Source organism: Rhodococcus sp. K11/5 (genome assembly GCF_055193735.1).
The window spans coordinates 2632292-2644744 of the sequence record NZ_CM143721.1 but is presented as its reverse complement, the minus strand read 5'-3'; the positions used below and the strand labels follow the sequence as shown (position 1 = coordinate 2644744).

General features: G+C 67.5%; 9 protein-coding genes. 6 read left to right on the top strand and 3 right to left on the bottom strand.

Features of this window, described 5'->3' with window-relative positions:
- Window positions 1-2: 2 nt before the first annotated feature.
- From ACY466_RS12470 to ACY466_RS12460, 3 genes are all read right to left on the bottom strand, one after another.
- Window positions 3-1106: a fused (3R)-hydroxyacyl-ACP dehydratase subunits HadA/HadB gene (locus tag ACY466_RS12470; RefSeq protein WP_463245697.1), complete on the bottom strand. Its 1104-nt coding sequence runs from the start codon at window positions 1104-1106 to the stop codon at window positions 3-5.
- A gap of 114 nt (window positions 1107-1220) precedes the next feature.
- On the bottom strand, window positions 1221-2375 hold the full coding sequence (locus ACY466_RS12465; RefSeq protein WP_463245696.1) for an NAD(P)/FAD-dependent oxidoreductase: 1155 nt from the start codon (window positions 2373-2375) through the stop codon (window positions 1221-1223).
- A complete protein-coding gene (locus ACY466_RS12460; protein ID WP_463245695.1) occupies window positions 2372-2743 on the bottom strand; it encodes a bifunctional 3-phenylpropionate/cinnamic acid dioxygenase ferredoxin subunit in 372 nt (123 codons plus the stop codon). The genes ACY466_RS12465 and ACY466_RS12460 overlap by 4 nt, the downstream gene beginning before the upstream one ends.
- 238 nt (window positions 2744-2981) lie before the next feature.
- On the opposite strand from ACY466_RS12460, the gene ACY466_RS12455 reads away from it, so the two are divergent.
- The 6 genes from ACY466_RS12455 to ACY466_RS12430 are packed head-to-tail and all read left to right on the top strand — an operon-like array spanning window position 2982 to window position 12412.
- Window positions 2982-5444: a GcvT family protein gene (locus ACY466_RS12455; RefSeq protein WP_463245694.1), complete on the top strand. Its 2463-nt coding sequence runs from the start codon at window positions 2982-2984 to the stop codon at window positions 5442-5444.
- Complete coding sequence (gene solA, locus ACY466_RS12450) at window positions 5441-6583, top strand: N-methyl-L-tryptophan oxidase (protein WP_463245693.1); 1143 nt, start codon at window positions 5441-5443, stop codon at window positions 6581-6583. The genes ACY466_RS12455 and solA overlap by 4 nt, the downstream gene beginning before the upstream one ends.
- Window positions 6580-7734 carry an aromatic ring-hydroxylating oxygenase subunit alpha gene (locus tag ACY466_RS12445; RefSeq protein WP_463245692.1) on the top strand — a complete coding sequence of 385 codons (1155 nt, stop codon included), beginning with the start codon at window positions 6580-6582 and terminating at the stop codon, window positions 7732-7734. The genes solA and ACY466_RS12445 overlap by 4 nt, the downstream gene beginning before the upstream one ends.
- A gap of 12 nt (window positions 7735-7746) precedes the next feature.
- Window positions 7747-9288: an aldehyde dehydrogenase family protein gene (locus ACY466_RS12440; RefSeq protein WP_463245691.1), complete on the top strand. Its 1542-nt coding sequence runs from the start codon at window positions 7747-7749 to the stop codon at window positions 9286-9288.
- Window positions 9289-9338: 50 nt separating this feature from the next.
- Window positions 9339-10895 carry an APC family permease gene (locus ACY466_RS12435; RefSeq protein ID WP_463245690.1) on the top strand — a complete coding sequence of 519 codons (1557 nt, stop codon included), beginning with the start codon at window positions 9339-9341 and terminating at the stop codon, window positions 10893-10895.
- Window positions 10892-12412, top strand: a complete 1521-nt coding sequence (locus tag ACY466_RS12430; RefSeq protein ID WP_463245689.1) for a GMC family oxidoreductase — start codon at window positions 10892-10894, stop codon at window positions 12410-12412. The genes ACY466_RS12435 and ACY466_RS12430 overlap by 4 nt, the downstream gene beginning before the upstream one ends.
- Window positions 12413-12453: the final 41 nt, after the last annotated feature.

Sequence of the window (12453 nt, the reverse complement as noted above, 5' to 3'; positions counted from 1 at the left end):
GGTCAGCTCAGGCGTACCGTCGCGGTCGCTCGGTGGCCGAGGATGCGCTTGTTGTTGAAGCGTGCGTCGATGGACACCACCGCGGTGCGTGTGGCGGGGTCCATCGACTTCACGTTTCCGTTGATGACGATCTCGGCGGGGTCGACGGGATGCACCATGACGGGACTGGTGAAGCGCACCGTGCAGTCCTTCACCGCACCCGGGTCGCCCAACCACGACGTGACGTACCCGGCTCCGAGGCCCATCGTCAGCATTCCGTGGGCGACGACGGTGTCGAGGTCGATCATGGCCGCGAACGTGTCGCTCCAGTGCACCGGGTTTCCGTCCCCGGTCACGCCGGCGTAGTTGACCAGATCTCCGCGGGTCAGAGACACCACCCGAGTGGGCAGCGCGTCACCGACGGAGACGTCGTCGAACGAGCGGAACGACCGGTGTTCGTCACCGACGACGACGGGCGGATCGAAGGTCTCGGTCGGCTCGGCCACGTCGGCGTCCTCGACGGGCGTGGCGTTGGAGAACATGCCGTTCATCACCATGCCCCGCGCGGCGTCGGCCACCGTTTGATCCACGTCACCGGCACGGCCGATGAGCAGAGTGGTGTACGTGATCTGCACCAGCTCGTTGCGTTGATTGGTGACGACGTTCTTGGTGACCAGCATGTCGCGGCCGACGATCTTGCGGAACGAGTCGAGCGAGACGTCGCAGACGATCCGATCCCCGGCGAGCATGGGGGTGTAGTACTCGATGACCTGGTCGGTCTGCAGCATCTGTGACAGGTCGTATCCCGTCGCGATGCGCTCGAGCAGCTTCTGCTGGGCCAGGATGCCCACGAGCGAGATGAAGGTCAGCGGGGCCACGAGCGCGGGGTAACCGAACTCGCGCGCGCCCTCCTCGGTCCAGTGCGCCGGATTGCCGTCGCGAACCGCCTTCGCGTACTCGCGCACCTTCTCGCGACCGACCTCGTAGTAGTCGTCGACACGGTAGTGGTACCCCACCATGTCCATCGCGTGCTGTGCGGCGTCGAACTCGGGGGCATCGGGGACATTCGCCACCGGAGCGGAAACGCCGACGGTCGGGTTCTCGGGGAGCATTGTCTCGGCGGTCATCGGACCGACGCTAGCGGTGGTCCACCGGCGCCGCCGTGCTCCCCACGCTCATCCGGGTAGTTCACAACAATTCGGGGAACAGGTTTGTTACGGGCTCCAGTTGCCGAGCGGCGATCAGGCAGCCGAGGCCGTCAGTTCCTTGCGTAGGCGGGTGAACAGGCGCGGGTTGTCCATGGCGATCACGGCCACGGTCCGGTTCTCTCGCTCGTACACGGCCACGAAACGGTCGTCCTGTGGATCGCCGTCGATCACGCGGACGGAGTCGGTGGGTTGGCGCCAACCGGCGAACTGGATGCTGTGCCCGTACTGATCGGACCAGAAATACGGCGCACTTCGCCGCGGGCGCTCTGCTCCGGTCACCAGCCGTGCGACGGTCTCGGCCCCGGCGACAGCACCCGACCAGTGTTCGCTCCGATGATGACGATGGGCGATCTCGTCGTACGGGCGCGCACAGTCGCCGATCGCGAAGACGCCCGGAACAGTGGTGCGGTACCGAGTGTCGGTGACGAAGCCGCCGTCGATCGCGAGACCGGAGGCCGCGGCCCATTCCGTGTTGGGCAGTGACCCGATTCCGACGACCACGACGTCGGCGTCGAGAACGCGGCCGTCCCCGAGAGTCACCGAGGAGACCCGGCCGTCGCGGCCGTTCAGGGTGTCGACGGCGGCACCGACCAACAGGGTCACCCCGTGCCGACGGTGAAGCCCGACCACGATGTCGGCCATGTCGGTTCCCAGCGGACCGGCGAGGGGTGCGGTCGACGCCTCTACCACGGTGACGTCGATGCCCAGCGCCACCGCGGTCGACGCGACCTCGGCCCCGATGAATCCGGCACCGACGATCACCATCCGACGTGCTGTGGACATCGACGTGCGCAGAGCCGACGCGTCGTCGACGGTCCGCAGGGTGTGCACTCCGGCCAGCTCCTGCGCTCCGATGAGGGTGCGGGCCCGTGCCCCCGTGGCGATGATGCACACGTCCGCGGTCAGGGTGCGCCCGTCCGCGAGGGTCACCGTGCGGGCGTCCAGAGCGACGGCCGGCACACCGAGCGACCACTGTGCACCGTGAGCCGCGGGATCGGTGACGAGAGCCGTGTCGGTGACCGCACCGCGCAGGTAGGCCTTGGACAGCGGGGGCCGGTCGTAGGGGAGTCTGGGCTCGTCGCCGACCACCGTGATCGCACCGTCGAAGCCGTGGTCGCGCAGAGCGGAGACCGCCGTCGAGCCGGCGAGCGACGCTCCGACGACCAGGACGGAACGCGGCGGACTCACGGCCGAGGAAGTTCGAGCACGATCGAGCCGTCGACGACGCTCACCGGGTAGGTACGCACGGCCACCTTCGCGGGGGTTCCGGAGACGGCTCCGGTGCGCAGGTCGAAGCACGATTCGTGCAACGGGCATTCCACCGTGCAGTTCTCGACCCAGCCGTCGGCCAGTGACGCGTCCTGGTGGGTACAGGTGTCGTCGACGGCGAAGAGTCCCTCGTCGGTGTGGAAGACCGAGATGGCCGCGTGCCCCGGCGGTGTGACGGTGACGACCGCGCCGAGAGCCAGTTCGCGCGACTCGCATGCGACGAATGTCGGCGCGGTCTGTGTGAATGTCGCAGCGCTCTGTGTGAGTAGTTGCGTCGTGTCGGCCATGATGCCTCCGCCGGGTCCGGTCTTCGGGGAGAGTTGCGTCAATCGCAACACTCTGCGTACTGCGCAACACAATGCAGGACGCCACGGGGCGCGTCAATCGCGACACGGAGTTTCGTGGATCACGAGCGCTCCGGTTGACAGCGCCGAGCGCACGCCGCACTGTGACACCGGCATCGTGTTGCGGACAGCGAACCGTGTTGCGTTGTCCGGAACGATCGGGTCGACGAAAGGGCGCACGATGACGGCAGCGACAGCACGAACGCCACGGGTGGTGATCATCGGGGCCGGCATCGTGGGAACGTCCCTCGCGGACGAACTCACGATGCGAGGCTGGACCGACGTGACCGTGGTGGATCGCGGCCCGATGTTCTCGACGGGCGGATCCACCTCGCACGCACCGGGTCTCGTGTTCCAGACCAATGCCTCCCGGTCGATGACACACTTCGCGCGTTACACCGCCGACAAGTTCCGAGGTCTCGCTCTCGACGGCGCTCCGTGCTTCGACACCCTCGGTGGGTTGGAGGTGGCCACCACGGCAGAGCGGTGGACCGACCTGCATCGCAAGGCCGGCTGGGCCGCGGCCTGCGGGATACCCGGAGAGCTGATCGATGCACGGGCCGCCGCCGCCCTTCACCCGCTCCTCGACCCCGATCGCCTTCTCGGCGCATTCCACACCCCCACGGACGGACTCGCGCGCGCACTGCGGGCGGCCGAGGCGCAGGCGCGGGCGGCGCAGTCCCGCGGTGCGACGTTCCGGCCCCACTGCCCGGTGAGCGAGGTGCTGCACCGCGGCGGGCACGTGAGCGGGGTACGAACCCCGAACGGTGACATCGACGCCGACATCGTGGTCTCGGCCGCCGGGTTCTGGGGGGCGGAACTGGGTCGGCGCGTGGGTCTGACGGTCCCGCTGGTGCCGATGGCCCACCAGTACGCCTACACCGGGCAGATTCCGGCGCTGGCCGGTGCCGGGACGGATCCGTCCGATGCCCGGCTCCCCATCCTGCGGCACCAGGACGGCGACCTCTACTACCGAGAGCACGGTGATCGGCTGGGCATCGGGTACTACGGTCACGATCCGATGCCGGTGGACATGTCGATGCTCGTGTACGACGACGGACCGGAGGCGGTCATGCCGTCGATGCTGCCGTTCACGGACGACGACTTCGACCCGGCCTGGCGGGAATCCGCCCGGCTGATCCCGGCGCTGGGAGAGACGAAGGTCGAGTCGGGTTTCAACGGAATCTTCTCCTTCACCCCGGACGGCCAGTCGATCGTCGGTGAGCACCGCGACCTGACCGGATTCTGGGTGGCCGAAGCGGTGTGGGTGACCCACTCGGCCGGCATCGCGCGGGCGGTGGCGCAGTCCATGATCGACGGGGCGTCGGAGGTGGACCTCCACGAGTCCGACCTGTACCGCTTCGAAACCGTCGAGCGCACCGAGGAGTTCATCGCGACGACCAGCGCCCGGGCCTTCGTCGAGGTCTACGACATCGTGCACCCGCGGCAGCAGCGTGAGGCGCTGCGGGGGCTGCGTCGCAGTCCGTTCCACGCGAGCGAGCGGGAACTCGGCGCGCAGTTCGTGCAGTCGGGGGGGTGGGAACGACCGGCCTGGTTCGAGGCGAACGCGATCGAATTGGACCGTCTCGTCGCCGACGGGTTCGTGGTGCCGGCGCGGGACGAGTGGTCCGCTCGGCACTGGTCGCCCATCTCGATCGCCGAGGCAGCGGTCACCCGCGAGCGGGTCGCGATGTACGACATGACCCCGCTGACCCGGTTGGACGTGACCGGACCGGACGCAGCGGCGTTGCTGGAGCAACTGACGACCAAGAACGTCGACACCGCCGTCGGGAGGGTGACCTACACGCTGGTTCTCGACGACGGTGGCGGTATCCGAAGCGACCTCACGGTGACTCGACTGGCCGAGGACCGATACCGCGTCGGCGCCAACGGACCGCTGGATCTGGACTGGATCTCGCGGCATCGGGGCGAGAAGGACGTGGTGGTGCGGGACGTCACCGGGGCGACGTGCGGCGTCGGACTCTGGGGCCCGCGGGCGCGTGAAGTCGTGGCGCCACTGTGCCCGGCGGACCTCTCGAACGGCGGTATGGGGTACTTCCGGGCGGTCGAGACCGTTCTCGGTGCGATACCGGTGACGATGCTGCGGGTGTCGTACGTCGGCGAGCTCGGCTGGGAGATCTACACGGACGCCGAGTACGGGGGAGCACTCTGGGATCTGTTGTGGGACAGCGGGATCGAGCACGGCTTGATCGCGGCCGGACGTCACGCGTTCGACAGTCTTCGACTCGAGAAGGGCTATCGGGCGTGGGGCCACGACATGACGGCCGAGCACACTCCCGTCGAGGCCGGTGTGGAGTTCGCGGTGACGGCGGCGAAGGACTTCCGGGGCCGGGCGGCGCTCGGGTCTCGGCCGTCCCCGCGGCGACTGCGCACCGTCGTCGCCACCGATCGCGACGCGGCGCTGATGGGCAAGGAGCCGGTGTCGATCGACGGCACGGTCGTCGGCCACGTCACCAGTGCCGGATGGTCGGCGGCTCTGCGGCGGACCGTCGCCTACGCCTGGCTGCCGGCCGGGACCAACGTCGGTGACTCCGTCACCGTCGCGTACTTCGACACCACCGTGGCCGCGACCGTCGCAGACGACGCCGTCGTGGACCCCGCCGGGGACAGGATCAGGAGATGAGCACCGTGACCTACGACGTCATCGTCATCGGACTCGGCGGCATGGGAAGTGCCGCGGCCTTCCACCTCGCGCAGCGGGGTCAGAAGGTGCTGGGTCTCGAGAAGTACACGCCGGCGCACGACCGGGGCTCGTCGCACGGCGGGTCCCGCATCATTCGCCAGTCCTACTTCGAGGACCCCGCGTACGTGCCGCTGCTCCTCCGGTCGTACGAACTGTGGGAGGAGCTGGCCCAGCGATCCCGCCGCGAGGTCTATCGCATCACGGGCGGACTCTTCGTCGGCCGACCCGACTCGACGACGGTCGCGGGAAGCCTCGCCGCGTCCCGGCTGTGGTCCCTTCCGCACGAGATCCTCGACGCCGACCAGGTCCGATCGACGTTCCCGCTCTTTCGACCCGAGCCGGACGAGGTGGCTCTGTTCGAAGCGGCGGCCGGATTCGCTCGTCCGGAGGTGACCGTGCAGGCCCACCTGGACCTCGCGGAGGCCCACGGCGCGACACTGCGGTTCGGGGAGAGCGTCACGTCGTGGACCGACACTCCGCGGGGAGTGACCGTCACGACGGATGCGGGCACGTACCACGCGGGCCAGGTGGTCATCTGCCCCGGCGCGTGGGCGCCGGTCCTGCTGGAACGGTTCGGGGTGCCCATCGTCGTCGAACGGCAGGTCCTCTACTGGTTCGACTCCTCGGTCGGCACCGCGCCGTACGAACGCAACCCGATCTTCATCCACGAGGGGGCGGACGGCCTCCAGGACTACGGTTTCCCCGCCATCGACGGTCCGGACGGCGGGGTGAAGGTGGCGTTCTTTCGCAAGGGTGTCGAGTGCACCCCCGACACCATCGACCGCACCGTGCATCCCGAGGAGATCGCGGCCATGGCGCAGCGAGTTCGACGCATTCTGCCGACGCTGGACGAACGCTGTCTGGACACGGCGACCTGCATGTACTCCAACACTCCGGACGAGCACTTCGTCATCGCGCGCCACCCGGACGCGGCCAACGTCACCGTGGCGTGCGGATTCTCGGGTCACGGGTTCAAGTTCGTGCCGGTCGTCGGCGAGATCCTGGCCGATCTCGCCACCACGGGTGCCACGGCGCACCCGATCTCCCTGTTCGATCCCAGCCGATTGGTGACCGTATGACCATCCTCGACGGACCGTCCACGCAGTCGCTGATGCCGACGCTCGGCGGGCGGTGGTACACCGATTCCGAGGTCTTCGCCGCCGAGCAGGAACACGTCTTCGAGGCGATGTGGTTCTGTGCCGCCCGCGCCGGAGATCTGCCGAGCCCGGGTGCGTTCCGCAGGGTCACCGTCGGACGGGAATCGGTGCTGATCGTGCGGGGCCGGGACGGTGCGCTTCGCGCGTTCCTCAACGTGTGCCGACACCGCGGTGCGCAGTTGTGCACCGCGGAATCCGGCCGGGTGAAACGGAACCTGCAGTGCCCCTACCACGCGTGGACCTACGGTCTGGACGGCACATTGATTGCGGCGCCAAATCTTTCGACGCTCACGGGCGCGGACGGAGAGCCGCTCGATCGAGCGCAGTGGGGACTCGTTCCGGTGGCTCTGCACGAGTGGCTCGGGTACGCCTGGGTCTGCCTGGCCGACGACCCACCGTCGTTCGAGGACGAGGTCGTCCACGCGGTCACCGAACGGCTCGGCGATTCCGACGCGGTGGGCCGGTACGGGGTCGACGGTCTGGAGCTGGGCCGCCGCGAGGTCTACGACGTCGCCGCAAACTGGAAGCTGATCGTCGAGAACTTCATGGAGTGCTACCACTGCGCGACCATCCACCCGGAACTGACGGAGGTGCTGCCCGAGTTCGCCGACGGCCTCGCCGCCCAGTACTACGTGGGACACGGCGCCGAGTTCTCGTCGGACGTGGACGGATTCACCGTCGACGGGTCGGCCGGCTTCGACCCGCTTCCCGCCCTCGCCGAGGATCAGGATCGTCGCTATTACGCCGTCACGATCAAGCCGACCGTGTTCGTCAATCTGGTGCCGGACCACGTCATCCTGCACCGCATGTATCCGGTCGGCGCCGATCGCACGATCGTGGAGTGCGATTGGCTGTACTCGGCCGAGGTGGTGGCGTCGGGACGGGACCTCTCGCGGTCCGTCGAACTCTTTCATCGGGTGAATCTGCAGGATTTCGAGGCGTGCGAGCGGACGCAACCGGCGATGTCGTCGAGGGCGTACCGGCACGGTGGGGTGCTCGTTCCGGCCGAGCACCATATCGGACAATTCCACCAATGGTTGAGGGGCCGGGTGGAATTCGGCACAGGACGGTGACATGGTTCTCTGGTGACGACGACAGAAACGGCCACCGACCGCATAGACCCGAGCGAGTTCGAGAAGGTTCTGTTCATCGGCGGCGAGTGGGTCGCGTCCACGTCCGGTGAGACGCGGGACTGCATCGATCCGTCGGACGGACACGTGATCGCCACCGTCGACGAAGCGTCGATCGACGAGGCGACGGCCGCCGTCGCCGCAGCCCGCTCGGCGTTCGACGACGGCGCGTGGTCCGGGACCCCGATCGCCGAACGGTGCGAGGTGTTGACCCGGATCGCGGATCTGCTCCAGCGCGACAAGAAGCGACTCGCCCTGATCGAGACGCTGGACACCGGAAAGACGCTCGCCGAGAGCGAGATCGACATCGACGACGTGACGTCGGTGTTCCGGTATTACGCCCGCCTGGCCGCCGTGTCCGGTGATCGCGTGGTCGACGTGGGCGATCCGGCCGTGATCTCTCGTGTGGTCCACGAGCCGATCGGGGTGTGCGTGATGATCGCGCCGTGGAACTATCCGCTGCTGCAGATCTCGTGGAAGGTGGCACCGGCACTGGCCGCCGGGTGCACGATGGTGCTCAAACCCAGCGAGGTGACCCCGCTCAGCACCGTGGCGTTCGTACGATTGATCGAGGAGGCGGGCGTGCCCGCCGGTGTCGTCAACCTGATCCAGGGCAGTGGCGCGGCACTGGGATCCGCGCTGACCGACAACCCGGACGTCGACTTCGTCTCGTTCACCGGCGGGCTCGCCACCGGGCGCATCATTCTGGAGTCGGCCGCGAAACACGTGACCAAGGTCGCCGTGGAACTCGGCGGCAAGAACCCGCACATCGTCTTCGCCGACGCCGCGGACGAGGGCACGTTCGACGCGTCGGTGGACCAGGTGTTGACCGGTGTCTTCCTTCATTCCGGTCAGGTCTGCTCCGCCGGAACACGATTGATCGTCGAGGACTCCGTCGCCGATGCGTTCGTCGCCGAGTTGATCACGCGCGCGGAGGCCATCCGGATGGGACCGGGCATCGACCCGGCCAGCGAGACCGGACCCCTCGTGTCGATGGCGCAGCGCGACAAGATGGACGCCTTCGTCGCCGCGGCCGTCGCCGAGGGTGCCGTACTGCGAACCGGCGGCCACGCTCCCACCGATCCGGCGCTCACGGCCGGAAGTTATTTCCTGCCCACCGTCTTCGATCACTGCAGTCGCGAGATGTCCATCGTGCAGGAGGAGACGTTCGGTCCGATCCTGACCGTGGAGCGCTTCACGACCGAGGAGGAGGCACTGCGGTTGGGCAACGACACCGAGTACGGCCTCGCCGCCGGGGTGCGCACCACGGACGCCGCGCGCGGAGAGCGCATGGTGCGCGGACTGCGCCACGGCACGGTGTGGCTCAACGACTTCGGGTACTACACCGCCGCAGCCGAATGGGGTGGCTTCAAGAGGTCCGGCAACGGTCGTGAACTCGGTCCGGCCGGACTGCACGAGTACCAGGAGACCAAGCACATCTGGAACAACACGTCCGCCCCCGCGGCCGGATGGTTCGGACAGCGCACCCCCTCCTGATCGGCTCGACACCACTCTCGGCTCGACACCTCTATCGGAAAGCCGCACCCATGACAGTCACCCAGAACGACCAGAACGGCGGACTCGACGACTTCGGCTACAAGCAGTCCCTCGATCGCAGTCTCGGCAAGTTCGCCAGCTTCGCCGCCGGGGTCAGCTACATCTCGATCCTCACCGGCACGTTCCAGTTGTTCTACTTCGGGTTCGGCTCAGCCGGTCCCGCGTACCTGTGGTCCTGGCCCATCGTGTTCGTCGGGCAGATGGCCGTGGCGCTCTGCTTCATGGAACTCGCCGCCAAGTACCCGGTGGCGGGGTCGGTCTACAACTGGGCCAAGCTGCTCGGCAGCCGCATCGTCGGGTGGACGTCCGGATGGCTGATGCTGACCGCGTCGATCGTGACCCTGTCCGCGGTGGTGCTGGCTCTCCAGGTGAACCTGCCCCGGCTGTGGTCGGGTTTTCAGCTGATCGGTGACGGCACCGGCGAATTCGACTACGCCACCAACGCCGTGGTTCTCGGCACGATCATGATCGTGTTCACCACCGTCGTGAACGCCGCCGGTATCCGGTTGATGGCACGTATCAACAGTGCGGGCGTCTTCATCGAGCTCATCGCGGCCGTGTTGATCGCGTTCATCCTGGCGTTCAACATCCAGCGTGCACCGGACATCTTCTTCTCCTCCAACGGGTACGGAGCGGGGGAGAGCAGCGGATTCCTCGGCGCCTTTCTCGTGGCGTCGCTCGCGTCGGGGTACGTGATGTACGGCTTCGACACCGCGAGTTCGCTCGGCGAGGAAACGGTCGAGCCCCGCCGGACCGCCCCCAAGGCCATTGCACGAGCCATCCTGGCGTCGTTCGTCATCGGTGGTGCGATTCTGGTGTTCGCGGTGATGGCGGCGCCCGATCTGGACGATCCCGAGCTCGGGACGCCGCAGGGCGGTCTGCAGAGCATCGTCACCTCGGTGCTGTCGGGACCGCTCGGCACGGTGTTCCTGATCTGCATTCTGATCGCCGTCACCGTGTGCTCGCTGGCCGTCCACACCGCCGCGATTCGCCTGACGTTCGCCATGGCGCGGGACAACGCGCTGCCTTTCGGCGAACGGCTGGCCACGGTGCACCCCAAGTACCAGACGCCCGTGGTGCCCGCGGTGGTGATCGGTCTGCTGTCGATCCTGATCCTGGTGATCAACGTCGGCCAGCCGAAGATCTTCACCGTGCTCACCTCGATCGCGATCATCATGATCTACCTGGCCTATCTGATGGTGACCGCACCGTTGCTGAAGAAGCGTCTGAAGGGAGAGTGGCCACCGAAGGACCTGAAGGAGGGCGGCTACTTCACGATGGGGCGCTGGGGTCTGCCGGTGAACATCTTCGCCGTGGTGTGGGGTGCGGCGATGGCCCTGAACCTGGCCTGGCCGCGCGAATCCGTCTACGGCACACCGTGGTACAACACCTGGGGTGCGTTCGTCTACATCGGCGTCATCCTCGGACTGGGGTACCTGTGGTATTTCACGGTCGGCCGTGGGCACATCGGTACCCTGAAATCGCATGCAGCCGCGTCGAGCGACGACGCGATCCAGACCGACCCGATCAAGGACGGCACCGTATGACCGACAGTGTTTTCGACTACGTCATCGCCGGCGGCGGAACCGCGGGTTGCGTTCTGGCCGCGCGGTTGAGCGAAGATCCCTCCGTCACCGTGTGTCTCGTCGAAGCCGGGCCGACCGACGTCGGCAACGACGACATCCTGGTGCTCGACCGCTGGATGCACCTGCTCGATTCCGGATACGACTGGGACTACCCGGTGGAGCCCCAGGAACGCGGAAACAGCTTCATGCGCCACGCGCGCGCGAAGGTGTTGGGCGGGTGCTCGTCCCACAACTCCTGCATCGCCTTCCATCCGCCCGCCGGCGTGCTCGACGACTGGGAGGCCATGGGCGCCACCGGATGGAACGCCGAGAACGTACTGCCGTACGTCGACCGGGTGACCGGCCCGGTGACCCTGCGGGACGTACCGCCGCTCGATCCCTGCGGAGCCGCCGTATTGGAATCCGCTGCGGCCGAGGGTCTTCCGACCGTCCAGTTCAATCGCGGTGAAACCGTCCTGAACGGGGCGGGATGGTTCCAGATCAATTCCTCGGACGACGGTCTGCGCATGTCCACCTCGCACGCGTACCTGCACCCCATCATGGACACGCGGCCCAACCTCGAGGTCCGCACCGGATGCTGGGTCAGCGAGATCGTGATCGACGAGTCGAAGACGGCCACGGGGGTTCGGTACCAGCGTCCCGATCTCACGGGCCACGACACGGTCTCCGCACGCCGTGAGGTCGTGATCACCGCGGGCGCCATCGACACCCCGAAGCTGTTGATGCTCTCGGGGATCGGACCGTCGGTGCATCTGCGTGAGATGGGCATCGAGGTGGTGGTCGACTCGGCCGGCGTCGGTGCCAACCTCGACGATCACGTCGAGGGGCTGGTGTTCTGGGAAGCGTCGAAGCCGATGGTGACGCAATCCTCGCAGTGGTGGGAGATCGGCCTGTTCGCCACGACGGAGGCGGGCCTGTCCTATCCCGACGTGATGATGCACTACGGCAGCGTGCCGTTCGACATGAACACGTTGCGGTGGGGATATCCGACCACCGAGAACGGATTCTGCCTGACCCCCAACGTGACCCAGGGCCGCTCGCGGGGCACGGTGCAACTGCGCTCGCCCGATTTCCGTGACCGCGCCAAAGTCGATCCGAGGTACTTCACGGACCCGGACGGACACGACGACCGAGTCATGCTGGCGGGTCTGAAGCTGGCCCGCCGCATCGCCGATCAGCCGCAGTTGAAGGACTGGATCGCGCGCGAACTCGCGCCCGGCCCCGACGCGGTCACCGACGACGATCTGCTCGACTACGTCCACAAGACGCACAACACCGTCTACCACCCGGCCGGCACGGCGAAGATGGGCGCGCCGGACGACGCGATGGCCGTGCTCGATCCCGAGCTCCGGGTGAAGGGTGTGCGGAACCTCCGGGTGGTCGACGCCTCGGCGATGCCCAAACTGCCCGCCGTCAACCCCAACATCACCGTGATGACGATGGCGGAGCGGTGCGCCGACCTCATCCGAGGTCGGTGACGACGCCCGCGTACTCCATCCGGGGTGGCGGATAGGATCGG